Origin of the sequence: Sulfuricaulis limicola, assembly GCF_002355735.1 — a bacterium.
GTDB lineage: Bacteria > Pseudomonadota > Gammaproteobacteria > Acidiferrobacterales > Sulfurifustaceae > Sulfuricaulis > Sulfuricaulis limicola.
Map to the genome: position 1 here is coordinate 102,042 of NZ_AP014879.1, position 25,348 is coordinate 127,389.

The 25,348-nt window shown below is 63.6% G+C and carries 25 protein-coding genes; 10 read left to right on the forward strand and 15 right to left on the reverse strand.

From position 1 onward, the window contains the following. Positions 1 to 34: 34 nt before the first annotated feature. From SCL_RS00455 to SCL_RS00465, 3 genes are read left to right on the forward strand one after another with little or no spacing between them, the layout of a single operon-like run. Positions 35 to 583 carry an AhpC/TSA family protein gene (locus SCL_RS00455; RefSeq protein WP_096359099.1) on the forward strand — a complete coding sequence of 183 codons (549 nt, stop codon included), beginning with the start codon at positions 35 to 37 and terminating at the stop codon, positions 581 to 583. Next, on the forward strand, positions 580 to 1,347 hold the full coding sequence (locus tag SCL_RS00460) for a glutathione S-transferase family protein (protein WP_096359100.1): 768 nt from the start codon (positions 580 to 582) through the stop codon (positions 1,345 to 1,347). Before SCL_RS00455 ends, SCL_RS00460 begins: the two co-directional genes overlap by 4 nt. A gap of 46 nt (positions 1,348 to 1,393) precedes the next feature. Then, positions 1,394 to 1,837 (forward strand): hypothetical protein, encoded by a 444-nt coding sequence (locus SCL_RS00465; protein WP_096361775.1) that lies wholly within the window; start codon positions 1,394 to 1,396, stop codon positions 1,835 to 1,837. A gap of 8 nt (positions 1,838 to 1,845) precedes the next feature. Here SCL_RS00465 and SCL_RS14200 read toward each other — a convergent pair whose 3' ends face one another. Both SCL_RS14200 and katG read right to left on the reverse strand, forming a co-directional pair. Further along, entirely contained in the window at positions 1,846 to 2,004 is a 159-nt protein-coding gene (locus SCL_RS14200) for a hypothetical protein (RefSeq protein ID WP_172425857.1), read from the reverse strand. Positions 2,005 to 2,112: 108 nt separating this feature from the next. Next, positions 2,113 to 4,293, reverse strand: coding sequence for a catalase/peroxidase HPI (gene katG, locus SCL_RS00470; protein ID WP_096359101.1), 2,181 nt, complete (start codon positions 4,291 to 4,293; stop codon positions 2,113 to 2,115). A 238-nt stretch (positions 4,294 to 4,531) separates the two neighbouring features. Here katG and SCL_RS00475 point away from each other — a divergent pair, with 238 nt between their 5' ends. Then, entirely contained in the window at positions 4,532 to 5,500 is a 969-nt protein-coding gene (locus SCL_RS00475) for a hydrogen peroxide-inducible genes activator (protein ID WP_096359102.1), read from the forward strand. Here the strand turns inward: SCL_RS00475 and SCL_RS00480 are convergent. The 13 genes from SCL_RS00480 to SCL_RS00535 all read right to left on the reverse strand — a co-directional run bounded on the left by SCL_RS00480 (position 5,469) and on the right by SCL_RS00535 (position 18,296). Beyond that, a complete protein-coding gene (locus SCL_RS00480; protein ID WP_096359103.1) occupies positions 5,469 to 8,663 on the reverse strand; it encodes an efflux RND transporter permease subunit in 3,195 nt (1,064 codons plus the stop codon). The two genes, SCL_RS00475 and SCL_RS00480, sit on opposite strands and share 32 nt — an antisense overlap. A gap of 12 nt (positions 8,664 to 8,675) precedes the next feature. Beyond that, entirely contained in the window at positions 8,676 to 9,038 is a 363-nt protein-coding gene (locus SCL_RS00485) for a permuted SH3 domain-containing protein (protein WP_096359104.1), read from the reverse strand. After that, entirely contained in the window at positions 9,035 to 10,384 is a 1,350-nt protein-coding gene (locus SCL_RS00490) for a TolC family protein (RefSeq protein WP_096359105.1), read from the reverse strand. The genes SCL_RS00485 and SCL_RS00490 overlap by 4 nt, the downstream gene beginning before the upstream one ends. A gap of 112 nt (positions 10,385 to 10,496) precedes the next feature. Next, on the reverse strand, positions 10,497 to 10,916 hold the full coding sequence (hemJ, locus tag SCL_RS00495) for a protoporphyrinogen oxidase HemJ (RefSeq protein ID WP_096359106.1): 420 nt from the start codon (positions 10,914 to 10,916) through the stop codon (positions 10,497 to 10,499). 27 nt (positions 10,917 to 10,943) lie between these two features. Next, positions 10,944 to 11,465: a TlpA disulfide reductase family protein gene (locus SCL_RS00500; RefSeq protein ID WP_096359107.1), complete on the reverse strand. Its 522-nt coding sequence runs from the start codon at positions 11,463 to 11,465 to the stop codon at positions 10,944 to 10,946. Continuing rightward, positions 11,462 to 12,610 (reverse strand): radical SAM family heme chaperone HemW, encoded by a 1,149-nt coding sequence (gene hemW / locus SCL_RS00505; protein ID WP_096359108.1) that lies wholly within the window; start codon positions 12,608 to 12,610, stop codon positions 11,462 to 11,464. The genes SCL_RS00500 and hemW overlap by 4 nt, the downstream gene beginning before the upstream one ends. 59 nt (positions 12,611 to 12,669) lie before the next feature. Further along, positions 12,670 to 13,587, reverse strand: a complete 918-nt coding sequence (locus SCL_RS00510) for an EamA family transporter (protein ID WP_096359109.1) — start codon at positions 13,585 to 13,587, stop codon at positions 12,670 to 12,672. Positions 13,588 to 13,703: 116 nt separating this feature from the next. Then, entirely contained in the window at positions 13,704 to 13,982 is a 279-nt protein-coding gene (locus SCL_RS00515) for a hypothetical protein (protein WP_096359110.1), read from the reverse strand. Between the two features lie 41 nt (positions 13,983 to 14,023). After that, positions 14,024 to 14,428: a DUF3192 domain-containing protein gene (locus tag SCL_RS13880; RefSeq protein ID WP_172425858.1), complete on the reverse strand. Its 405-nt coding sequence runs from the start codon at positions 14,426 to 14,428 to the stop codon at positions 14,024 to 14,026. Positions 14,429 to 14,901: 473 nt separating this feature from the next. After that, complete coding sequence (gene rdgB, locus SCL_RS00520; RefSeq protein ID WP_096359111.1) at positions 14,902 to 15,504, reverse strand: RdgB/HAM1 family non-canonical purine NTP pyrophosphatase; 603 nt, start codon at positions 15,502 to 15,504, stop codon at positions 14,902 to 14,904. Between the two features lie 121 nt (positions 15,505 to 15,625). Beyond that, positions 15,626 to 16,345, reverse strand: a complete 720-nt coding sequence (rph, locus tag SCL_RS00525) for a ribonuclease PH (RefSeq protein WP_096359112.1) — start codon at positions 16,343 to 16,345, stop codon at positions 15,626 to 15,628. 48 nt (positions 16,346 to 16,393) lie between these two features. After that, positions 16,394 to 17,356: a PP2C family protein-serine/threonine phosphatase gene (locus SCL_RS00530; protein ID WP_096359113.1), complete on the reverse strand. Its 963-nt coding sequence runs from the start codon at positions 17,354 to 17,356 to the stop codon at positions 16,394 to 16,396. A gap of 7 nt (positions 17,357 to 17,363) precedes the next feature. After that, the gene (locus SCL_RS00535; protein WP_096359114.1) at positions 17,364 to 18,296 is read right to left on the reverse strand and encodes a serine/threonine protein kinase; all 933 of its coding nucleotides are present in this window, start codon (positions 18,294 to 18,296) and stop codon (positions 17,364 to 17,366) included. Between the two features lie 135 nt (positions 18,297 to 18,431). Between SCL_RS00535 and SCL_RS00540 the strand changes: the two genes are divergently transcribed. The 6 genes from SCL_RS00540 (at position 18,432) to recG (ending at position 25,339) form a co-directional block, all read left to right on the forward strand. Beyond that, the gene (locus SCL_RS00540; RefSeq protein WP_197702657.1) at positions 18,432 to 19,322 is read left to right on the forward strand and encodes a YicC/YloC family endoribonuclease; all 891 of its coding nucleotides are present in this window, start codon (positions 18,432 to 18,434) and stop codon (positions 19,320 to 19,322) included. 44 nt (positions 19,323 to 19,366) lie between these two features. Further along, on the forward strand, positions 19,367 to 19,975 hold the full coding sequence (gene gmk / locus SCL_RS00545) for a guanylate kinase (protein WP_096359116.1): 609 nt from the start codon (positions 19,367 to 19,369) through the stop codon (positions 19,973 to 19,975). A gap of 163 nt (positions 19,976 to 20,138) precedes the next feature. Further along, positions 20,139 to 20,444 carry a DNA-directed RNA polymerase subunit omega gene (gene rpoZ / locus SCL_RS14545; RefSeq protein ID WP_096359117.1) on the forward strand — a complete coding sequence of 102 codons (306 nt, stop codon included), beginning with the start codon at positions 20,139 to 20,141 and terminating at the stop codon, positions 20,442 to 20,444. Then, on the forward strand, positions 20,362 to 22,620 hold the full coding sequence (locus SCL_RS00555; protein WP_096359118.1) for a RelA/SpoT family protein: 2,259 nt from the start codon (positions 20,362 to 20,364) through the stop codon (positions 22,618 to 22,620). Before rpoZ ends, SCL_RS00555 begins: the two co-directional genes overlap by 83 nt. 79 nt (positions 22,621 to 22,699) lie before the next feature. Then, a complete protein-coding gene (locus SCL_RS00560) occupies positions 22,700 to 23,134 on the forward strand; it encodes a RidA family protein (RefSeq protein WP_197702658.1) in 435 nt (144 codons plus the stop codon). Between the two features lie 132 nt (positions 23,135 to 23,266). Continuing rightward, positions 23,267 to 25,339 carry an ATP-dependent DNA helicase RecG gene (recG, locus tag SCL_RS00565; RefSeq protein WP_096359120.1) on the forward strand — a complete coding sequence of 691 codons (2,073 nt, stop codon included), beginning with the start codon at positions 23,267 to 23,269 and terminating at the stop codon, positions 25,337 to 25,339. Positions 25,340 to 25,348: the final 9 nt, after the last annotated feature.

Sequence of the window (25,348 nt, forward strand, 5' to 3'; positions counted from 1 at the left end):
AAGATCAAGAAAGAATTAAGAACAAGGGGGAGTGATGAACAGGATTCATGTCGGACAGGTTATCGGCAGGAAAACCCTGGTGGACACCGATTCCAGACCGGTGCCGATTCCGGACGGAAGCAGACTGGTCCATCTTCAGTTCCGGCGATTCGCGGGCTGTCCTTTTTGCAGCGTACACCTGCATTCCTTCGTGCGACGCCATGATGACATCACGGCGGCAAACATCCGCGAGGTGGTAGTGTTCCGCTCTACCCTGACGGCGTTGCAGCGTCATCATGGGGGCGTCCCGTTCGACATCGTCGCTGACCCCGGTGGCAGTCTTTATACCGACTTCGGCGTCGGGTCGGGTCCAGGCGCTTTGCTGAATCCGCGTGTGTTGTTTCTGGCGCTGCCGAATGTCCTGCGCATGCTTCCGGGGCTTCCGGGCCTGCCGTCGTCGGGGGAAAGCGCGCTGGGCCTGCCCGCCGATTTTCTGATCGCGACGGACGGGAAGGTTCGAGCCTGCAAGTACGGCACGCACGCCGATGACCAGTGGTCGGTGGACGAACTTCTCGCCCACGCTCATGATCGCGGGGCGCCATGACTATTCGCTTGCTGACCATCCCGATCAGTCACTACTGCGAAAAGGCCCGCTGGGGCCTGGAGCGGCTCGGCCTCGCCTACCACGAAGAGGCGCATATCCAGGGGTTCCATTATTGGCGAACCTGGCGTCTGAGTCGCCAGCCGCTGGTCCCGGTCCTGATCGACAACGGGGAAACCATCACGGGATCCGCGTCCATCCTCAGGCATCTGGAGCGTTATGCGCGCCCCGAGCACAAACTGTATCCGGACCCGCCGCTTCGGGCCCGGGTTGATGAACTGGAGGTCTTGTTCGACAGCGTGCTCGGGGTCGAAAGCCGCCGCTGGTTCTATTTCCAGTACCGTCAGCAACCGGCCTCCGCAATTCTCAGACTGATCGCGCAGAGGGTTCCCGCCCATGAACGCCTGCTGGCTCGCTGGTTGCTGTGGCCGATGCAGGAGTTTGCCAGGAAGCGACTGAACATATCGCTCCGGACGGTGGAGGCGGGACTCGAACAAGTCAGGCAGGTTCTCGCGCACACCGATACGCTGCTCGCCGATGGCCGTCCTTACCTTCTCGGCGACCGATTCACGGCGGCTGACCTGAGTTTCGCCTGCCTGATGGCGCCGTTTACGCTCCCGCGCCGCTACGGCGTTCGGCTCCCGGGCCCGGAGGAGTTGCCGGCCGCCATGCAGACAACCGTGAGCAGCATCAGCCAGTCCCTGTCGGGGCAACATGCGATCCGGCTTTTCGAGGAAGAACGTCCGGTATTGCCGCCATGCAGATAAAATGTTCCGGAAAATCGTGGTAAAAAACCGTTACGGAGAAGAAAGCATGCACCCCGCCCCGATCGAAGACCCGTTCCACGCCGCCTTCCGCGGTAATTTCACCGGCGTGCTGAGCTGGGAGGATCTCGACGCCTTCTGGAACGTGGTGCGCGACAACGCTGCCGCCGGCTGGTACCTGTACGCCATCGGCGAGCCGCCCCCGACCGCGCCTGCCACGGCCGAGCAGGTTAATATTTTTCTCGGTGAGATCGACGTGCTGTTGCGCAAGGAACACGAAGAAGATTACTGCGGCATCGTTTACACCGACAGCAAGACCGAACCTTCCATGATCAAGATCTTCGATCCGAACAATCTCGGCGTGCAGTGCGGTTTCAGCGACAACCCGCCACTGCCCGGCTGGGTCCTGAGTCGCTTGCCGCCGGTCACGCTGCATGACCACGCGCACCGCCCGGAGAACCGCAAGCGCTGGTGGCGCAAACTCTGGGATTGATGTCGCGATCAGCGGCCCGGCGTTTTCACCGCGCCGGCCGGCACCCGCGGACGGATCATCCGGGTTTCGGGCCAGGCACCGGCGAGCATGAGCCCGATCATGTGGAAGGCGCGCCCGACGCGCCGCGTGAACGGCGCGGGTCGGAATGCGATCGTTAATGCTTTCATTTGCCTTCACCTTCGCTGGTTGAGTGGTACGGACAAAAAGGCGCGCGGGACATCTCTGCCCCGAGCGCCCTGCAACGGATTACTGCGCGGCCTTCGCTTCTTCCGGAATCACTTGAGGTCGAAGCGATCCAGGTTCATCACCTTGTTCCAGGCCGCCACGAAGTCGCGGACGAACTTCTGCTGCGCGTCCGCCGTGGCATAGACCTCGGCCAGCGCGCGCAGCTCGGAGTTCGAGCCGAACACCAGGTCGACACGGGTGCCGGTCCACTTCGGTTTGCCGGTCTTGCGGTCGCTGCCCTCGAACACGTCCTTGTCCGCGGACATCGCCTTCCAGGCGGTGCCCATATCGAGCAGATTCACGAAGAAGTCGTTGGTCAACGTCTCCGGACGGTCGGTGAAGACACCGTGCCGGGTCTGGCCGACGTTGGTGTTGAGGATCCGCATGCCGCCAACCAGAACCGTCATCTCCGGCGGGGTCAGCGTCAGCAGTTGTGCCTTGTCCACCAGCAGCTCCTCGGCCGAGACGGTATATCTGGTCTTCTGGTAGTTGCGGAAGCCATCCGCGATCGGCTCCAGCACGGCAAAGGCCTCGACATCGGTCTGCTCCGGCGAAGCGTCCATGCGGCCCGGTGCGAACGGAACCGTCACCTCGACACCGGCATTCTTCGCCGCTTTTTCAACGCCGGCGCAACCAGCGAGCACGATCAGGTCGGCGAGCGACAGCTTCTTGCCGCTCGCGGCTGCCTTGTTGAACTCGCTCTGGATGCCCTCGAGTGTCTTGAGCACCTTGGCGAGTTGCGCCGGCTGGTTGACGGCCCAGTCCTTCTGTGGCGCCAGACGGATGCGGGCGCCGTTGGCGCCGCCGCGCATGTCGGAACCACGGAACGTGGACGCCGATGCCCAGGCGGTCGACACCAGCTGCGCGACCGTGAGGCCCGACGCCAGCACCTTGCCCTTGAGGTCGGCAATGTCCCGCGCGTCGATCAACTTGTGATTGACCGCGGGGATCGGGTCTTGCCAGATCAGCTCTTCCTTCGGAACCTCCGGGCCGAGATAGCGGGCGCGCGGCCCCATGTCACGGTGCGTCAGCTTGAACCAGGCACGGGCGAAGGCATCCGCGAACTCGTCCGGGTTTTCCATGAAGCGCCGCGAGATCTTCTCGTACGCCGGGTCGAAACGCAGCGACAGGTCCGTGGTCAGCATGGTCGGCGCGATGCGCTTCGACTTGTCGTGCGCATGCGGCACGGTGCCGGCGCCGGCGCCATGCTTCGGTGTCCACTGATGCGCGCCGGCCGGGCTCTTGGTCAGCTCCCATTCGTAGCCGAACAGGTTCCAGAAGAAGTTGTTGCTCCACTTCGTCGGCGTGGTGGTCCAGGTGACTTCCAGGCCGCTGCCGATCTGGTCGGCACCCTTGCCGCTGCCGAAGCTGCTCTTCCAGCCGAGGCCCTGTTCCTCAATGGGAGCGGCTTCGGGCTCGGGCCCGACGTGGGTTGCCACGCCGGCGCCGTGGGTCTTGCCGAAGGTGTGGCCGCCGGCGATGAGCGCCACTGTTTCTTCGTCGTTCATCGCCATGCGCGCGAAGGTCTCGCGGATGTCTTTGGCCGCGGCCACGGGGTCCGGGTTGCCGTTGGGGCCCTCCGGGTTGACGTAGATGAGGCCCATCTGCACGGCCGCGAGCGGATTCTCGAGCTGGCGTTCACCGGAGTGGCGCTGGTCTTCCAGCCACTTTTTTTCGGCGCCCCAGTAGATGTCCTTTTCCGGTTCCCAGATGTCCTCGCGCCCGCCGGCGAAACCGAAGGTCTTGAAGCCCATCGATTCCAGCGCGACGTTGCCGGTGAGAATGATCAGGTCGGCCCAGGAGATCTTGCGGCCATACTTCTGCTTGATCGGCCAGATCAGCCGGCGCGCCTTGTCAAGGTTGACGTTGTCGGGCCAGCTGTTGATGGGGGCGAAACGCTGGTTGCCGGTTCCGGCGCCGCCGCGGCCGTCGGCGGTGCGGTAGGTGCCGGCGCTGTGCCAGGCCATGCGAATGAACAACGGTCCGTAGTGGCCGAAGTCCGCCGGCCACCAGTCCTGTGAGTTGGTCATCAGCGCGCGGAGATCCTTCTTCACGGCCTCCAGGTCGAGCGTCTTGAATTCTTCGGCGTAATTGAAGTCCTCACCCATCGGATTGGACTTGGCGGAATGCTGGCGCAGCATGTCCAGTTTCAGCTGGTTCGGCCACCAGTCCCGGTTCGACGGGCCGGCGCCAGCGGTGTGATGGAACGGGCACTTGGCTTCGGTTGACATGGGTTCTCTCCTTTCCTTCGTAACATCAGGTTCGCCGTGCAATTTCCGGAGCCTGTCCCGGTTGCGGGACTGGTTCGTTGATGGCGGTCAAAATCCCGCCACTTCCGGCCAACGGCGTCACGGCCCGCCGTTCAATGAGACGCAGCCTAGGCCCGGACGTTTAATCGTTCCAATCGTTATTTCAAGTCAGTATGATAGGAATTGCCTATATACGTTTTTGTCCCGCCGGAGGGCCGATATGAACCTGCGTGACCTCAAGTACTTCATCATGCTCGCCGAAACCCGCCACTTCGGGCAGGCGGCGGCGCGCAGTTTCGTGTCGCAGCCGACGCTCTCGGGCCAGATCAAGAAGCTCGAGGACGAGCTGGGCGTAGCACTGTTCGAGCGCACCAAAAAACACGTGGCGCTGACGCCGCTGGGTGAGGCACTGCTGCCGCACGCGCGGCGCGCGGTGGAGGAGGCCGAGGCGCTGGCGCAGCTGGCGCGCGCCAGCCAGGACCCGCTCGCCGGGTCGCTGCGGCTCGGCGTGATCCCGACGCTCAGCCCCTACCTCATGCCGCTGGTGCTGGCGCCGCTCAGGCGCCAGCACCCGCAATTGAAACTGGTGCTCACCGAGGAGCTGACCGAACACTTGCTCGAGCGGTTGCACCGTCATGAGATCGATGCGGCGCTGATCGCAACCACGGTGAAGGATGCCGAGCTGGCGACGCGCGTCCTGTTCGACGAACCGTTCTGGCTGGCGATCCCGCGCAAACACCCGCTGTACGACAAGGACAGCATCGTGCGCCGTGATCTCGCTCAGCTCGATCTGCTGTTGCTGTCCGAAGGCCATTGCCTGGCCGAACAGGCCATGGAGGTGTGCCACCTGCGCGAGCGCGCGCAGACCGGCGAGCAGGCCGATCTGCGCGCCGCCAGCCTCGACACCCTGTTGCAGCTCGTGGGCGCGGGCATGGGCGCGACGCTGGTGCCGGCGCTGGCGTTGCGCAGCGCCGCGATGACCGGCTCGGGCGTGGTGACGCGCCAGCTGGAAGTGCCGGACGCCTACCGGCGCGTGTCGCTGGTGTGGCGCCGGAGCTTCCCGCGCACGGCCGCGGTCGAGGCGCTGGCCGGGGTCATCCTTGCCCAGCTTCCGAATACCGTGCGCGTGGCGGGAGCGGCCCGGCGCGACACGCGGTCTACACGGCCGCGCGCCGGTGCTCGTAAATAAAGTACACCAGCGGGATCACGAACAGCGTCAGCACCGTCGAGGCGAAGGTGCCGTAGATGAGCGAGATCGCCAGCCCGCCGAACACCGGGTCGAAGGCCATGATCAGCGTGCCGAGGATGATGGCAGACGCCGTGAGCAGTATCGGGCGCAGGCGCACCACGCCGGCCTGCAACACCGCCTCGTCGAGCGCGTGCCCGGCCCTGCGGTACTCGAGGATGAAATCAATCAGCAGCAGCGAGTTGCGCACCACGATGCCGGCCAGCGCGATCACGCCGATCATCGAGGTGGCGGTGAAATGCTGGCCCATGATCATGTGTCCCGGCAGCACGCCCACGACGGTGAGCGGGATTGCGCCCATCACGATCAGCGGGATGGCAAACGAGCGGTAATAACCGACCAGGGTCAGGTAGATCAAAATGATCGCCACCGCGAAGGCCGAGCCGAGGTCGCGGAACACGTCCAGCGTCAGGCGCATCTCGCCGTCCCAGCGCAGCGCGTAGCCGCTGGTGTCCGGGTCGGCCATGAAGTACTGCGTCAGTTTCGCGCCCGACGGCAGCTCGTGGATGCGCAGCCAGTTCCACATTTTCAGCACCGCGTACACCTGCGAGCTCGAGCCGAGCTCGCCGCTGACGTAAACCACCGGGTACTGGTCCTTGTGGAAAATCGGCTTGGGCGCCACGCGGCTTTCGACGCGCGCGATGTCGCTGAGCGGCACCTGCCGGCCCTGCGGGCTGGTGAAGAATATCTTCGACAGGTCCTGCGGCCCGGCGCGATCGGCGGCCGGGACGCGGAAGCGGATCGGCACCGGCTCCTTCTCGAACTCGAGGTGCACGGTGCTGGCGTCGAGCCCGGCGAGGAAGGCGTGCAGCGTTTCCGCCACCTGCGCCGGGGCGATGCCGGCCAGCATGGCGCGCTCGCGGTTCACCACGATGCGGTGCTCGGTCCGGTCGTCGGTCACCGAGTCGTCGATGTCCACCACGTCTTCGGTCTGCTCGAACACCTCGCGCCGCAGCTCTTTCGCGATCTTGCGCAACTGTGCGTAATCGGGTCCGTAGAGTTCGGCCAGGATCGTGGCGCGCACCGGCGGGCCCGGCGGGTCCTCGACCAGCTTGATATTCGCGCCGGTCTGGCGCGCCAGTTCCGCAATCGGCGGGCGCAGCTCGAGTACGATGTCGATCGAGGACTCCCCGCGGTCGTGCTTGTTGCGCAGGTTCACGCGCACGTCGGCCACATGCGGGCCGGATTTGAGATTGGCCCCGCGCAGCAGACCATTGAAGTCGGCCACGCCGGCCTCGCCGACCGTGGCCTCGTAAGTCTCGACCTCTGGGTGCCGGCGCACGACGTCGCCGACCAGTCGCGCCACGCGGTCGGTTTCTTCGAGGCTGGTGCCCTCGGGCATGTCGATGGTGATGTTGAACGTGTTGGTGTTGTTCTTGGGCAGCATCTGGAATTTCACCCAGCCGAAGGCCGGCAGCAGCAACACCGCCAGCAGCACCAGACCGACGCCGAGGAAGAAACCGTTGCGCACCCCACGCGAAGCGATAAGCCGGCCCATCCAGCGCTCGTAGAACCGTTCGAGTCGCCCGTGGTGCTCCTGATGCTCGAGATCCTCTCCCCCGCGTACCTTGAGGAAACGGTACGCCGCCCACGGCGCCACGGTGTAGGCGATGGCGAGCGAGGTGAGCATCGCGATCGGCACGTTGAACGGGATCGGCGCCATGTACGGCCCCATCATGCCGGTGACCCAGAACATCGGCAGGAACGCGAACATCACGGTGAAGGTGGCGAGGTTGGTCGGTTTGCCGATCTCGTTCACCGCGGCGATCGCGCCCCGCAGCCGGTCCGCGCCCTTCTTGGCGTAGTGACGGAAGATGTTTTCGATCACCACGATCGAGTCGTCGACCAGCAGGCCGAGCGACAGGATCAGCGCGAACAGCGTGATGCGGTTGATGGTCTGGCCGGCGGCGAAGCCGACGGCCAGGGTGATGAACAGGATCAGCGGGATGGTGACGGTGACGATCGAAGCCGCGCGCCAGCCGAGGAAGAACACCAATAAAGCCACCACGCTGGCGATGGCGATCGCGAGGTGCTCCATCAGCAGGTTCACCGCAGCGTCGGCCTTGGCGCCGTCGTTGCGCGTGACGTTGACCTGCACGCCCTCGGGGATCAGCGTCGGGCGGATGCGTTCCAGCGTCGTCAGAACCGCGTCGGCGACCGTGACGGCATTGGTGCCGGCGCGCTTGGCGATGGCCACCGTCACCGCCGGGGTCTCGTAATCGGCCACACGCTTGCCTGAAAATGCGGGGCCGTAGCCGATGCGGTGCAGGCGTTCGATCTCGCCCGGACCGTCGACGATGCGCGCGACCTGCTTGAGATACACCGGCCGGTGCTGCGACAGGCCCACCACCAGGTCGCCGACATCGGAGGCTGAGCGCAGGGCCCCGCCGGCCTGCACGCTGGCGACGCGGTTGCCGCCCACGAACGCGCCGGACGGGATGTCGACATTGGTCGCCGCGACCACGCGGCGTACCTCGGCAAGCGTGATGTTGTAGGCATGCAGGCGCTCAAGATCGAGATAGACGTTGATCTTGCGCGGCTCGCCGCCGTGCACGAACGAAAACGCCGTGCCCTCGACCCGTCGCAATTCCTCCAGCACTTCGTTGGCGATGCGGCGCATCTCGCAGGCGTCGCGCGTGGTGCACGAGAGCGAAATCGTGAGGATCGGCACGTCGTCCACGTCGGCCGGCTTGATCAGCGGTTGCAGCGTGCCGTGCGGCATGCGGTCGAGGTTGCTCATGATGCGGTCGTACAGCTTGACCAGCGAGTCCTCCTTGTTCTGTCCGACCTCGAACTGCACCGTGACCACGCCCTGCGAGTTCATGGCGACGCCATAGGTATGGTCGATGCCGGCCAGGCCCTGGAGAATGGCCTCCAGCGGCTTGACGATGAGCTGCTGGATCTCGTCCGGCGTGGCGCCGGGCTTGGACACGATGACGTTGGCCGCCGGCACCACGATCGAGGGATTTTCCTCGCGCGGCGTCACCAGGAACGCGAACACGCCGGCGAGAAAGGCGAAGGCCATGATCAGCAGCGTCAGCTTGCTGTCGATGAAGTAAGCGGCGATGCGCCCGGCGATGTTCAATTCCTGGTTGTTTCTGGCCATCGGCGGCTGATCTTATTTCGTGGCGACGGGCGTGCCGTCGTGCACGGCGCCAAGCTCGCCGAGCACCAGGGTTTCATTGCCATGCAGCCCGCTCAGGATTTCAACCTGCGTGCCGCCGGTCCGGCCGGGGCGTACCAGGCGGAAACGCGCCTCGCCGGCCTCGTTGAGCACGAACACGCCGGGGATGCCGCCGCGCTCCACCAGCGCCGCGCGCGGAATGTTTATCCGCAGCGTTGCTTCCGGCTTCAGGTTCAGGACCAGCACCGGCCGCTCCACGCGCGGCAGGGACGGCGGCGCCTCCGGCGGTTTTTTGTCGCAACTGGCGAGCACCAGTCCGAGCAGAATCACGATCGCTACCCGCCGCGAGTGGCTCATTGGCCTTCCTCCGGCGGCAGCGGCAAGGTGCCTTCGGCGAGTTGCAACGCGGCCTGTCCGACTTCCAGGTTCACGCGCGAGACCAGCTCCTCGCTGCGCGCGTCGGTGTGGGAGCGTTCCGCCTGCAGCAGATCGATGAGCAGCGTGCGTCCCTGACCGTAGCGCTGCTTGACCAGGCGCACGTTTTCTTTCGCGTGCTCAGTGTTATCGGCGGCGGTGGCGTGCCGCGCCCGCGACTCGCGCAGGTTCTCCCTGGCCTCGCGCACGTCATGGCGCACGGTCTGTTCCAGCGACTGCACGCGCCATTGCGCCTCGCGTTCCTCGGCCAGCGCCGTGGTGATTCCGCCCTGGTGCCGGCCGCCGGCGTAGAGGTCGAGGCTGACTACACCCATGATGCTGGAAGAGTGCTCATCGAAACCAGGGTTGTCGTCGTACCAGTTGCTGGTGGCGATGAAGTCCACGCTGGGTTTGTGCACGGCGCGCGCCGCCTGCACCCGCGCCCGGGCGGCCTGGTGCACGGCGCGCGCGGCCGCCAGGTCCCGGCGGTTCGCCAGCGCGCGCGTTTCGATGTCCGCGGCATTGGCGGTGTCGGCGGCCGCGCCGGACACGGCGGGCGCCAACGTGATCCCGGTCTCGAGCGGCAGGCCCATGGCGAGTTTCAACTGATTGCGCGCCGATTCGAGCCGGGTCGCGGCCTGCTCGCGCTGCGACTGCACTGCGGCGAGATTGACCTCGGCGGTGAGCTTGTCGGAAACGACTATTCTGCCTTCGCGCGCGAGCTGCGCCGTGGTGCGCGCATGATCCTGCGCGGCCTTGACGGCGTCGTCGGCGATGGCGAGTCCTTCCTGTGCCGCCTGAACATTCAGCCAGGCGCGCAGGGTCTGGAAGGCGGTGAGCTCGCGCGCGCGTTCATATTGCAACCGGGCATGATTCTCCATCTCTTCGGCACTCGTCAGCGAAGCCGAGACCCGACCGCCGGCGTACAGCGGCAGGCGCAGCGCCAGTTGCGTCATGTGCAGGTCGCTGGTGCCCGGATGATTCAGGCGCGCGGGATCGAAGTCGGGCGTGGTGACGCTGCGCGTGTTGAGCTTGTCGGCGAAAGCGTCGAGCGGGTTGTTGCTGGAACGCGCGCTGTAGGAAAGTCCGAGGCTTGGAAGGCGCGCGCCTTGCGCCGCCCGGGTGCGGCCGCCGGCGGCCGCGACTTGTTCGCGCATGGCCAGCAGCTCGGGATTGTGCGCCAGCGCGTGACGCACCGCCTGTTCCCGGTCAAAGCTTTCGGCCGCCACCTGGGTGCCGAGGCCAAGCATCAGGCCCAGGGCAGCGGTCCGGATAATCCGGTGTGACATGCGACTCTCCAGGTTTTGTTGTTTCCTCCTCTCCCCGGTGATGAGTCTTTATCAGCGATTGGCCGAATTAATACGGCTACGGGCGTCAAAAATCAATGACACCCGTCAAAAATCAGAACGGCTTGACCACGACCAGAATGACCGTAACCACGAAAATCACGGTCGGGAACTCGTTGAACCAGCGGTACCACACGTGGTCATGGCGGTTGCGGTCATATTTGAAGTCGATCATCAGCTTGCCGCAGTAAACGTGGTAGGCGATCAACAGCAGGACGAGCACGAGCTTGGCGTGCAGCCAGCCGCCGGCAAAGCCGTAACCGAGCCACAGCCACAGCCCGAAAACGAGGGTGAGGATTCCGCCCGGGGTCATGATGCCGAAGAAAAGCTTGCGCTCCATCACCTTGAAACGTTCGATGCCTTCGCGGTCGGTGGCCGACGCCATGCTGTGATAAACGAACAGGCGCGGCAGGTAGAACAGCCCGGAGAACCAGGTAACCATGAAAATGATGTGCAGGGATTTGATCCAGAGCATGGTGGTTGCTTTTGGCGGCGATGTGGATCAGGCGCCGGGATCTTTCAGGTAGCGCGAGATGATGCGCCGGGCCTTGGCCATGTCCAGACGACCGGTGTAGGTGAGCTCGGTTTTTCCGTTGGGCGCGATGATGAACGCGGTCGGTACATAGGGCACGCCGCCGAAGGCGCTGGTGACCTTGCCTTGCACATCGATCGCAATGGGATAGGGAACGTTATGACGCTGCACAAAGTCCTGCACCTGTAGCGGCGGATCGTAGGGCATGGCGACAGCGATCAGCTCGAATCCCTGTGGGCGCAAGTCGCGGTAGAGTTGAATCAGATCGGGCAGTTCTTCCACGCAGGGCGGGCAGGTGGTGGCCCAGAAGCTCACCAGCACCGGCCGGCCGCGCAGCGATTGCAGGGTGACTTTGCTGCCATCCATCAGGGTGAATTCGGTTTCCGGCGGCACGCGCGGGGCCGGAGGAAACAGATATATCGTTGCCCCAGCCAGCAGCGCCGCGGCCGCCAGGATGATCAACAGCTTGGTATGTTTTTTCAGTCGTTTCAAATGAACAGCTCCAGAAGATTATTCAAGAACCGCCGGCCCTGTGGCGTCGGGCGGATGTTCTGCGCGTCCCACTCGACCAGCCCTTTGGTTTCGGCCTGCGCCAGCTCCGGTTCGCAGGCCGAGATCGGAATCCCGGCGCGCTCCTGAAACAGCGGCGAAGGAAAGCCGTCCACCAGGCGCAGCGCATTCAGCATGAACTCCGCCACGGCGTCGTGGCGCGAGAGCTTCTGCTCGCCGCCGATATTCTGTGGCGTGCCCGCCGTGCGCAGATATTCCTTCGGTTGTTTCACTTTCCACAAGCGTGTAATCCCGTTCGCGTCGGTGATCTTGGCATGCGCGCCGGCGCCGATGCCGAGATAATCCCCGAACTTCCAGTAATTCAGGTTATGCCGGCACTCGTAACCCGGTTTGGCATAGGCCGAGACCTCGTATTGCCGGTAACCGGCCGCGGCCAGTTCCGTTTGCAACCGGCTTTGCATGTCCCAGGTGTTGTCGTCATCGGGCAGTGTCGGCGAGCGCGCATGGAACAGCGTGTTCGGCTCGATGGTGAGCTGATAGGCGGAAAGGTGCGTGGGGCGGAGTTGAATCGCGATGCGGATGTCGGAGAGCGCCTGTTCCAGCGTCTGGCCGGGCAGCCCGAACATGAGATCGAGATTAAAATTCTCGAAACCCGCCGCACGCGCGGATTCGGCGGCGCGGAGCGCCGCGTCGCGCCCGTGTATGCGCCCGAGCGCCTTCAGTTTTTCATCCTCGAAGCTTTGAATCCCGATGGACAGGCGATTGATCCCGGCTTCCCGAAAACCCCGGAAGTGTTCCTCGTCCACGGTGCCGGGATTGGCCTCAAGGGTGATCTCGATATTCTGATCGAGCGGCAGGCGCGCGCGGATCCCGGACAACAGACGGTCAATGGCCTCGGGTGAAAACAGGCTCGGTGTGCCGCCGCCGATGAATATCGTATGCACGATCCGCCCCCATACGCGCGGCAGATCCTGTTCCAGATCGCGCAACAGTGCCTCGACATATTCCTGTTCCGGAATGCTTCCACGCGATTCATGCGAGTTGAAATCGCAATACGGACACTTGCGCACGCACCAGGGGATGTGCACGTAGAGCGACAGCGGCGGAAGTGAGGCAAAGCGTTGCATGGTCGGACGGAAACCGGAAGGAACAGCGAATTATACAACCCGGTGTCAGCCGGGAGAAATCAGCTGCGCTGACTGGGCGCCGCCAGTGCTTTCGGCCGCGCGATGCTGACAAGCATGACGCCGATCAGGATCACCACCATGCCCGCGAGCTGGTTGGCGTTGAGCGTTTCCTGCAATACCAGCCAGCCGAGCACCACGGCCACGAGCGGATTGATGTAGGCATAGGTCCCGAGCGCGGCGGGGCTGACCTCGTGCAGCAGCCAGATATAGGCGGCGTAGGCGAAGCAGGAGCCGAACACGATCAGGAACGCGAGCGCCGCCATGGCCTCCGTCGACCAGCTCCAGCGCGCGGCCTCGCCGAGGGAAAAACCGAAGCCGCAGAATACGATACCGGCAATTAACGATTGCATGGCCGCGACCATGAGCGGCGGGGTGGAGAGATGGCTGCGCTTGGCCACCATGGAACCGGCGGCCCACAGCGGGCAGGCCGCCAGCACCGCCAGCTGTGCCCCGAAGTGCTCCAGCGAAAATCCCTTCTCCGGCAGCATCAGCATGGCGACGCCGAAGAATCCGACGGTGAGCCCGAGCACGGTACGCGTTCCCAGCTTCTGGCCGTGCGTGCCCAGGGTTCCGAAGCCCGCGAGCCACAGCGCCGTGGTGGCGACGATCAGCGCCGCCTGGTTCGACGGCACCCACTGCTCGCCCCACACGACAAGACCGTTCGCGCCGACCAGCATGAACAGCGCGGTTATTGCGATCGTGCGCCATTCACGAAAGTGCGTGGGAAATTTCTGCCCGCTCAGGCGCGCGTACAACGCCAGCAGGATACCGGCAACCACGAACCGCGACCCGGCAAACAGCGCCGGCGGCAATTGCTGCACGCCGACGCGGATCGCGAGATACGTCGAACCCCAGATGATATATACCGCCGCGAAGGCGATGATCACCTTCCAGCGCCAACGGGCGTCATGTTCCATTTTATTATTTTACTTTTTATGAAGCGCTTGGTAACAGGGATTGATACAGAGCGGAGCTTAAAAAACCTAACGTTGGACTTAGGCCGCCGGTGTAGTCGGTCGTCTCGATGAATGGGTTAGGTGGCGTAGAAAATTGGCCACCACGCACCCACGCCTTGCAACACAAAGCCGAGAATTAGAAAGACTAGACCGATCTTCATGATGTGATGCTTCTTCTTTTCGTGTTGCTCAAACGTAGGGTTGATAGTGGGTTGAAACGCTCCTCCAAAATGCCCGCTACCACCTGTATCGATTGTCGTGGGTTCGCGGAAAACACGGACCACTTCATTCGCAACAAGCAAGGCACCAACTATGTCGCAAGCAAGACCAATTGTTGTGATGATTTGAGAAATCATTATTTCTTCCGTGTCTACACGCATTCCATCAGAAAGTATTTTTAGCGAACTACAATCTCGGGAGTTCTTTCGCCTTTTGTTTTGGGACCGCCAAGAACTGTCCATCCCACACCGACTAACACACCGTTGTTAAAAATATATGGAGTAAATTCGTCATCAGTAGTTAATCCATCTCTGGTCCAACCGGAGCGTATGTAGTGAATTTCTACTTTCGCTCCATCCTTGACAAACTGGTCTGGTATTCTTGTTGTCCCAGCTGGCAGGCTTTTCTGTGTGGGTAAAAGTATTGCAAGTACTCTTTCTTTCTTGTCACCAAGCTGTACTTGGTCGGAAACCAATCTATAGTCGTCTATCGCTTTGACGAGGGCATTTCTTAACTGGAATTCCTCTATTTCAGCGCAACTGGATAGCGGCAAAACAAACAGAACAAGGACGAAACGAAACATCCTCATAGGAAACCTCCCATAGCCACATAACTATAAATTCGAATTCAAAACAGCCGTATAACTTTGGCATGGTTGTGCTTCTCACATTAGGTGTCAAGCCAAACCCTGAGAAGATTTTGCTCACCTTCCCGCAGCGCGCGCCGAGTACCGCAGCCCCACCGGGAGCAGTTAAGCGAGACCGTGTTCGAGCCCGAAGCGCGTAGTGTGCGCCCGGCGAGTTGGTCGAGCGCCCGGTGGGGCGAGGAACGGAGGAAGGGGTCGCGCGCTCCGGGGGAGCGCTTCTTTGGGTACTTTCTTGTCGCGACAAGAAAGTACCTCGCCCGCGGTGCGAGAACCGCAATTACAAATACGCGGCCGCAGGCCGCTCGACTTTACGTGGGAATGACAGCAAAGCCATTCGGCGGGTTACGGCAAAAAACGCCTAACCCGCCCTACATGTACTATCTGGATTCCGGCTTTCGCCGGAATGACAGCTAAAGGTGGGTATGACCCAAAGCAGAAACTAACGCCCTCAACGCCTGCCCCCGATGGCTCAATTTATTTTTCACTTCCGAGGGCAATTCTGCCGAGGAACAATTATGCGTCGGCACAAAAAAGATCGGATCATAACCAAAGCCATTCGCGCCGCGCGGTTCCAGCAGAATGTGACCCTCCCAGGTGCCCTGACAGATGATCGGGGTCGGGTCGAATTCGTGCCGCAGGTACACCATCAGGCACTGGAAACGCGCGGTGCGTTCGGCTTCCGGGATGCCGGCCAGGTCATCGAGCAGTTTTCGCAGGTTCTGATCGTCGGTGGCGCTCTTGCCGGCGTAGCGCGCGGAATAAATCCCAGGTGCGCCGTTGAGATAGTCCACTTCGATGCCGGAATCGTCGGCGATGGCGGGCAGGCCGGTGTGGCGCGTGGCGTTGCGCGCCTTCAGCAGGGCGTTTTCGACGAAGGTCAGGCCGGTTTCTTCCGCATCAATGACCTTGAAGTCGGATTGCGGTACGACGGTCAGGTTCAGTCCCGCGAGCATCTGGTTGATCTCGCGCACCTTGCCGGGGTTACTCGATGCCAGAACAATCTGCTTGGTCATATAAAGGCTGTGAATTGACAGGATTAACAGGATTTACAGGATTTTTTAAATAAAAGAAGTTTTTAGTTTTGCCTTGGTTTTAATCCTGTTAATCCTGTAAATCCTGTCCATTAATTCTTTGTTATTTCATCTCCAGCGCTTTTTTCTGCTGCGCGATGAGCTCGCGGATGCCGCCCTGCGCCAGTTTAGTCATCGCCAGCATTTCGTCGAGGGAGAAAGTCTTGCTTTCGGCGGTGCCCTGGATTTCGATGAAGCCGCCGCTGTCGTCCATCACGAAATTCATGTCGGTGCCGGCGTTGGAATCCTCGGCGTAGTCGAGGTCCAGCACCGCCTCGCGGCCGAAGATGCCGCAGGAGACGGAGGCGACCAGATGGCGCAGCGGATCGTTGGTGATCAGCCCGCGCTTGCGCACGTGGTTGATGGCGTCCACCAGCGCCACGCAACCGCCGGTGATGGAGGCGGTGCGCGTGCCGCCATCGGCCTGGATCACGTCGCAGTCCACGGTGAAGCTGCGCTCGCCCAGCTGTTTCATGTCCACCGCCGCGCGCAGGGCGCGGCCGATCAGGCGCTGGATTTCCATGGTGCGCCCGCCCTGTTTGCCCTGGGCCGCCTCGCGCGCCATGCGGCTGCCGGTGGAGCGCGGCAGCATGCCGTATTCGGCCGTGACCCAGCCCTGGCCCTTGCCCTTGAGGAAGTTCGGCACTTTTTCGTCGACACTGACGTTGCACAGCACGCGCGTCTCGCCGAACTCGATCAGCACCGAGCCTTCGGCGTGTTTCGTGTAGTTTCGGGTGATACGGATGTCGCGTAACTGTTCGGGTTTACGTCCGCTGGGTCGCATGGGTCAGCCTGTTTCCGGGGGATGGAACGAGGCGCGAAGTTTAGCAGGTCAGCCCTTGGCTTCGTACTTCTTCAGAAAATCCTCGATCTCCTGGATGCGGTCTTGCAGCGGTTTGTCGCGCTCGCCCTTGGCTTCCGCGGCAGCGGGCGCCGGTTGGCGGATCGGCACCGGCCGCTTGGCGACTTGCGGCAGGTGATGCCGCGCCTCCTGGCGCAATTTGGCCTCGTCGATCTGGGCCGCGCCGTTGCCCTGCAGCGGCGCGCTCTTGCTCACGGCGTCCTCCCAGCGCAGGCACACGGCGCTGACGTTGTCGCAACCGTGCTTCATCTTGCGCACCGCGCCGAACAGCATGTTCTCCAGCGCCTCGTCCAGCGCCGGCGCCTTCAGCTGCTGCGCGATCTCCTCCGGCGCGAACGCCTCCCACAGGCCGTCGGTGCAGGCGAGCAGCATGTCGCCCGGTTGCAGCAGGGTTTCTTCGCCCACGCTGATGGTGGGCTTGACGCCGCCGCCGAGGCAGTTGAGCAGGTGACTCTTCTGCGGATGCTCGAGCATTTCCTGTTCCGTGAGCAGGCCGCCCTGGTGCATTTCCTCGATGGCGGTGTGATCCTGGGTGCGCAGCAGCACGTGATTCTGGCGGATCAGGTAAAGCCGGCTGTCGCCCACGTGCGCCCAGTAGGCGTAGCCGTTCTGCACCAGGCACACGACGCAGGTGGTGCGCGGCTCGATCGGTGGGTTGCTGGCCTGGCCGCGCGCGATGATGGCGTGGTGCGCCTGCAGGATGCCGAGTGCGAGAAACGCCGACGGCCGCTGGATCACCGGCTGGCGCAGCGACTCGAAACTGTGCATCAGTGTCTGCACCAGCACCTCCGCCGCCACCTCGCCGCCGCGGTGCCCGCCGAGACCGTCGGCCACGGCGATGAGTACGGCGTTGTCACGCTCGGCGTAGCCGACGCGGTCCTCGTTGTGCGGGCGCGCACCGCGCAGGCTGTATTGGGTGATCTGGTATTTCATCGTCGCGCTATCCGCCCCACGGCAGTTTCTGCTTCAGGCGCTCGATCAGCGGTTCCGGCTCCGGCGGGGCGGACGGCGGCTTGTTGAGAGCATCGAGCAGGGCGTCCACCTTCTGCGGGCGCGACAACTGGTCCATCTGCAGGCACCAGTCGATGGCCTCGAGCAACTCGCGCGAATAGTACGAGGAAAACTGGCGCACCGCCGGTTTGTAAGTGTCCTTCTCGGCGCGCTTGGTGGCCGGCGGCGGGGCCTTGCCGCACAGGCAGGCCCACATGGTGGCGCCCACGGCGTAGAGATCGGTCCACGGGCCGATGTGGCCGCGTGTGTGCTGCTCGATGGGCGCGAAGCCGCGCGTCAGCGTGTGCGGCAGCGCGCGCCGTTCGTTCACGAACGATGACTGCGCGGCGCCGAAGTCGAGCAGCAGCGGCGACCCGCCCGGCCGCAGGTACACGTTGGCCGGCTTGATGTCGAGGTGCAGCAGATTGTGGTCGTGCAGTTCGCGCAGGCCCTGCAGCAGCTGGGGGAAAACCGTGCGGATGAATTTTTCCGTCATGCGGCCGTTGTGGCGCTTGATGTAAAAGCGCAGGTCCTTGCCGTCCTCGTAGTTCATCACCATGTACACGGTGTTGTTCTCGCGGAAGAAATCCGTCACGCGCACGATGTTGGGGTGATTGATCTTCGACAGCGCCATGGCCTCGTCGAAGAAGCGCTTCATGCCGGTGTTGAAGGTGCTGGCGGTGGTGTGCGACAGGGTTTCGACGGACTCGCCGTCCACGCGCGCGGCCTGCTTGTCCGGCAGGTATTCCTTGATCACCACCCACTGGCCGTTCTGGCCGTTGCGCGCCAGGTAGACGATGCTGAAGCCGCCGCCGCCGATGGTCTTGGCGATGCTGTATTGGTGCAGCTGGTAGCCCTCGGGCAGGGCATTCTCGATCTTCATGACTTCCGTTTTGTTCCTGGCCGGCGGGCGGGTCCCGCGCTCGGCGTTTCCATCTCTATAGAGTATATATGCCCGGATTCAACCGGCAGGGCGGGTTTCACCGTTCAGGGAATAGGGTTACCATCCGTGCCGCCCATGAAAGCCGGAAAATCCCCGTCCCCGACCGCCAGCATGACCGCCTTCGCCCGCCACGAGGCGGGCACGCCCTGGGGCGCGCTCACCTGGGAGCTGCGCTCGGTCAATCACCGCTATCTCGACATCGCCCTGCGCCTGCCGGAGGAGCTGCGTTCGCTCGAGCCGCGGGTGCGCGAGCTGATCGGCGCGCGGCTGTCCCGCGGCAAAGTGGACGGCACCCTGCGTTTCCAGCCGAGCGAGGCCGCGGCCGGGCCGGTCGAGATAAACCCGGAACAGGTGCAGCGTCTGCTGGCGGCTTCCGACCAGCTGCGCAGTCATGCGCCGGAAGTGGCTTCGCTGCGTGCCATCGACGTGCTGCGCTGGCCGGGCGTGATCAAGGCGGCGGCGCCGGATGTCGAGAGTCTGAGCGCGGCGGCGCTGGAAGCGCTGTCGGCCACGCTCGCGGAGCTGGTGGCGATGCGCCAGCGCGAAGGCGCGCGCCTGCAGGAGTTCATGCTGGCGCGCCTGCAATCCATGGATGAAGAGGTGGCCAAGGCCAAGGTGCTGTTGCCGGAGGCAACGCGGCTGTTCCGCGAGCGGCTGGAGGCGCGCCTGAAGGAACTCATGCAGCAACTCGATCCCGCGCGCCTGGAACAGGAGATCGTGCTGTTCGCGCAGAGAGCGGATGTCACCGAGGAGATCGACCGGCTCACGGCGCACTTCGCCGAAATCCGCCGCGTGTTCGCCCAGCCCGGCCCCGCCGGCCGGCGCCTCGATTTTCTCATGCAGGAACTCAACCGCGAGGCCAATACACTTTCTTCCAAATCCACCGACACGCGCCTGACCAACGTCGCGGTCGAGCTCAAGGTGCTGATCGAGCAGATGCGCGAGCAGGTGCAGAACATCGAATAACATTTTCAATCAATCGTCCACGTTTTTCCGCGTTTCAAAATTACATGAACAACAAGGGAAAGCTTTTCATTTTTTCCGCCGCCTCCGGTACCGGCAAGACCAGCCTCGCCAAGGCGCTGGTGGAACACATGCCCGACGTGGCGTTCTCGGTGTCGCACACCACGCGCGCGCCGCGACCCGGTGAACAGCACGGCGTGCATTACTATTTCGTCAACCAGGCACAGTTCGACGAGATGGTCGCCGCCGACCGGTTTCTGGAACACGCCAAGGTGTTCGGCAATTCCTACGGCACCTCGCGTGCCGTGACCGAGAACCTGCTGCGCCAGGGCAAGAGCGTCATTTTCGACATCGATTGGCAGGGCGCACGCGCCATCAAGGAGAAGATGCCGGAGGCGGTCAGTATCTTCATCCTGCCGCCCTCGCGTGCGGCACTGGAAGCGCGTCTGACCGGCCGCGGCCAGGACGCGCCCGAGGTGATAGACAAACGCATGCGCGCGGCGGTGTCGGAGATGAGCCACTATAAGGAGTTCGACCATCTGGTCGTGAACGACGACTTCAATGCCGCCCTGGCCGATCTGAAGGCCATAATCCGCGGGGACGGCAGCCCCCGGCCGGTGCAGGTGGACATGGACGCCTTGCTATCGGAGGCCTAGACGCAGGGCCAAGTGGCAAAAAGCGCCCTATATCAGTAAGATGCAATACAGCGCTTATCCCTGACCGTTCCGGTACCGGCAGCTGCCCGGGGTGCGTGCTTTAGTTTAAGTGTTGAACCCCGCGGCAAAACCGCGTTTTCTCATTCAAGATTGAGGTACAGGTATGGCTCGTATCACGGTAGAAGATTGTCTGGACAACGTCGATAACCGCTTCCAGCTGGTGCTGGTGGCCACGCGCCGCGCGCGCCAGCTGATCAACGGCGCGGACGCCCACGTGCCGCGGGAAAACGACAAGCCCACGGTGCTCGCCCTGCGCGAGATCGCCGACGGTTACGTGACCAACGCCATCCTGGACGAGGAAGTGGCGCCAGTCGTACTCGAGGCCAATGAAAACACAGCCGACCAACCCCAAACAGGCGGGCTCGACATCAGCCCGGCCGCCGGCAAAGAGGGCGGAACCGAGATCTGAACCGCCGCCCGGCAAACCCGGGGATCGGTTCCAGATCGCTGACCTGTGCCACCTACTCGAATCCTATCTCGAGCCCCGGGACGTCGCTGACGTTTATTCGGCCTACCTGTTCGGCGCCGAGGCCCACGAGGGCCAGCGGCGCGTCAGCGGCGAACCCTACATCTACCATCCGATCGAGGTCGCCCGCATCCTGGCGGAGATGCACCTCGACGCCAAAAGCATCACCGCCGCGATCCTGCACGACGTCATCGAGGACACGCCCACGGTCAAGGAAAAAATCGCCGAGCAGTTCGGCGAGGACGTGGCCGCGCTGGTGGACGGCGTCTCCAAGATCACCCGCATCGAATTCCAGTCGCAGGAAGAGGCGCAGGCGGAGAATTTCCGCAAGATGCTGCTCGCCATGGCGAGCGACATCCGCGTCATCCTGATCAAGCTCGCCGACCGCCTGCACAACATGCGCACCATCGCCGCGCTCAAACCGGAGCGCCGCCGCGCCATCGCGCGCGAGACGCTCGACATCTACGCGCCGATCGCCAACCGCCTCGGCGTGCGCCAGTGGGCGGCGGAGCTGAGCAATCTCGGGTTCGCCGCGCTTTACCCGCTGCGCTACCGCATCATCGACGAGGCGGTGCGCAAGCGCCACGGCAACCGCAAGGCCATCGTCGAGAAAATCCGTGTCGCCATCGTCGCCCAGCTGGAACGCGAGGGCCTGCATGCGGAGGTGACCGGGCGCGAAAAAAGCCTGTACGGCGTGTACCGCAAGATGCAGCAGAAGCACCTGTCGTTCGACCAGGTGTATGACATCTACGGTTTCCGCGTGATCGTGGACAAGGCCGACACCTGCTACCGGGCGCTGGGCGTGATCCATAACCTCTACAAGCCCATCCCCGGCCGCTTCAAGGACTACATCGCCATTCCCAAGGCCAACGGTTACCAGTCGCTGCACACCGTGGTGTTCGGTCCGTTCGGGGTTTCGCTCGAGGTGCAGATCCGCACGCACGAAATGGATCGCGTGGCCGAGGCCGGCGTGGCCTCGCACTGGCTGTACAAGAGCGGTGACAGCGTGGCCGATCCCACCCAGCAGCGCGCGCTGCAATGGCTCAAGGACCTGCTGGACACCCAGCAGAAGGCGGGCAACCCGCGCGAGTTCCTGGAGCATCTCAAGGTGGACCTGTTCCCGGACGAGGTTTACGTGTTCACCCCCAACGGCGAGATCAAGAAACTGCCGCGCGACGCCACCGTTATCGACTTCGCCTACGACGTGCATACCGACATCGGCAACCGCTGCGTCGGCGCCAAGATCAATCACCAGCTGGTGCCGTTGCGCACCACGCTGCGCAACGGCGATCACGTCGAGATCATCACCGCGGACTGGGGCCGCCCCAGCCCGTCCTGGCTCAATTATGTCGTTACCAGCAAGTCGCGCGCGCATATCCGCAATTTCCTGAAGAACCAGAAAGTCGACGAATCGGCCAAGCTCGGCGAGCGCCTGCTGACCACGGCGCTCGAGGACATCGGCGCCGATCTGCAGAAAATCCCCGCAGACAGCCGCCAGGCCCTGCTCAAGACCCTGAAGCTTAAAAACTGGGATGAACTTATGAGCGAAATCGGTCTCGGCAACCGCCTGGCCTCGGTGGTGGCGCGCCAGCTGGTGCCGCCGACCGAGGCGGAAGACGCCAGCCGTTTTTTGCGGCTGTTCCGGCTGCGTTCCCAGAAGCCGAAGACGAAGGAGCCGGCGCTGGCGATCCACGGGACCGAGGGCGTGGTGGTCACCTACGCGCGCTGCTGCCGTCCCATCCCCGGCGATCCCATCCTCGGGTTCCTCACCGCCGGGCGTGGCATCGTGGTGCATACCGAGGATTGCCCGAACGTGGTGCGTTACCGCAAGCACCCGGAGCAATGGATCGACGTGCAATGGGAGCGCGACATCAAGGGCGTGTACCCGGTGTACGTGCGGGTCGAGGCCCGGAACCAGCGCGGCGTGCTGGCGTCCGTGGCCGCGGCCATCGCGGAACAGGAGGCCAACATCGACTCGGTCTCCTTCGACGACCGCGACAGCCAGTACACCTCCATGGACTTCACCATCGAGGTGCGCGACCGCGTGCACCTGGCGCAGATCATGCGGCGCATCCGCGCGCTCGAGTCGGTGGTTCGGATCAACCGGAAGAAAGGATAGTTTCAGGTCTCAGGTTTCAAGTTTCAGGTGCGAACCTGAGACCTGAAACCTGAAACTTGAAATCGTTATCGAGGCCATAATGAAAAAAGCAGTAATCTCTACTAACAAAGCCCCCCAAGCCATCGGTCCCTATTCACAGGCAATCAAGGCCGGCGACACCGTTTACCTTGCCGGCCAGATCCCGCTGGTGCCGGAGACCATGGCGCTGGTGGAAGGTGACATGCGCGCGCAGATTTCGCGTGTGTTCGAAAACCTGGCGGCGGTGGCCAAGGCGTCCGGCGGCAGCCTGCAGGACATCGTGAAGCTCAATGTCTATCTCACCGACCTCGGGCACTTCCCGCTGGTGAACGAGGTGATGGCGCAGTATTTCCGCGAGCCCTATCCGGCGCGCGCGGCCGTCGGCGTCGCTGCCCTGCCCAAGGGTGCGGCGGTGGAGATGGACGCGGTCATGGTGCTCGGATCTGGTCGCCCACCGAAAAAAGCGAAGAAAAAAGCAAAACGTAACCGCAGATAAACGGTCGCTCCTGCGCTCGCGACATTCGTATATCCCTGTGCAGCACTGATGCATGCGGATTGCGGATTAAAGCTGAAACTGTTCTATTTCTATCTGCGTTAATCGGCGTTCATCCGCGGTTTCAAAATTCATATGGACATCGCCTCGCTGCCGGTAACGACCCTCAAGGGCGTCGGGCCCAAGCTCGCGGACAAGCTCAAGCGGCTCGGCCTGCAAACCGTGCAGGACGTCCTGTTCCATCTGCCGCTGCGCTACCAGGATCGTACCCGTCTGTTGCGCATGGGCAGCCTGCGGCCCGGCATGGAGGCCGCGGTCGAGGGCGAGATCGAGCTGGCGGACGTGGTCTATCGCGGCCGGCGCAGCCTGATCTGCCGCGTCAGCGACGGCTCCGGTCATCTGCATCTGCGGTTTTTCTATTTCAACGCCATCCAGCAGCAGAATCTCGCGCGCGGCCGGCGCCTGCGGCTGTTCGGCGAGGTGCGCTTCGGCCCGGTCGGGCTGGAGATGATCCATCCCGAGTACGAATTCATCGACGGCGCGCAGGCACCGCCGGCCGAGGAAAACCTGACGCCGGTTTATCCGACGACCACGGGCGTGCACCAGCTGAGCCTGCGCAAGCTGGCGCGCCAGGCGCTGGAAAAGCATCTCGACAAGATCCACGAATGGCTGCCGCCCGCCGTGTTGCAGGAACTGCAACTGCCGACGCTCACCGAGGCGCTGGCGCTGGTGCATCAGCCGCCGCCGCACACGCCGGTGGAACTGCTGGCGGAAGGCAAGCATCCCGCGGTGCTGCGCCTGTCGTTCGAGGAACTGCTGGCGCATCACCTGAGCCTGCGGCGCCTGCGCGAGCGAGTGCAAACGGAACAGGCGCCGCCCGTGGCGGGCACGGGTGAACTCATGCAACGCCTGCTGGCGCAGCTGCCGTTTCAGTTGACGCAGGCCCAGCAGCGCGTGCTCGGCGAGATTCTGCATGATTTGCAGCAGAGCCATCCCATGCAGCGCCTGGTGCAGGGTGACGTCGGTTCCGGCAAGACCATCGTTGCCGCCTGCGCCGGCCTCGGTGTCATCGAAGGCGGGCTGCAGGTGGCCGTCATGGCGCCGACCGAGCTGCTGGCCGACCAGCATCTGCGCAATTTTTCCGGCTGGCTGGAGCCGCTCGGCCTCACCGTGGTCGGGCTGTCCGGCAAGCTCAACGGCCGCGCGCGCCAGGACGCGCTCGAAAAAATCGGCTCGGGCCGGGCCGACATAATAGTAGGCACGCAGGCACTGTTTCAGGAGGAAGTGGAATTCGCCGATCTGGGATTGATCGTGGTGGACGAGCAGCACCGCTTCGGCGTGCACCAGCGGCTGGCGCTGCGCGAGAAGGGCCGCGTGGGCCTGCGCCGGCCGCATCAGCTGATCATGACCGCCACACCCATCCCGCGCACGCTGGCGCAAAGCCTGTACGCCGATCTGGACGTGTCGGTGATCGATGAGCTGCCACCGGGACGCAAGCCGATCGAGACGGTGGCGCTGCCTTCGGCGCGCCGTGCCGACGTGGTCAGCCGCATCCGCGACGCCTGCACGGCGGGCCGACAGGCCTATTGGGTCTGCCCGTTGATTGAAGAGTCTGAGACCCTGGAGCTCGAGACGGCAACGGACACGGCGCAGGCCTTGCGCGAAGCCTTGCCCGATTTGTCGATTGCGCTGATCCATGGGCGCATGAAGCCGCTGGAAAAGGAAAAGATCATGGCGGCGTTCAAGCGCGGTGAGGTGCATCTGCTGGTGGCCACCACCGTCATCGAGGTCGGCGTGGACGTGCCCAACGCCTCGCTCATGGTCATCGAGAACGCCGAGCGGCTGGGCCTGTCGCAATTGCACCAGCTGCGCGGGCGCGTCGGCCGCGGCGCGGCGGAAAGCCACTGCGTGCTGCTGTACCAGCCGCCGCTGTCGGAGATGGCGCGGGCGCGGCTGGCAGCGCTGCGCGAGACCAGCGACGGTTTCGAGATCGCGCGGCGCGACCTGGAGATGCGCGGTCCGGGCGAGATGCTCGGCACGCGCCAGGCCGGCATGCCGCAGTTTCATATCGCCGATCTTTTGCGCGACCGCGCATGGCTGCCGCGCGTGCAGCAGGTGGCGGAACTGCTGCTCAAGGAGCATCCGCAATGCGTGGACCCGATCGTGCGGCGCTGGATCAGCGGCGCCGAGACCTATGGCAGCGTTTGAACTGCCGGG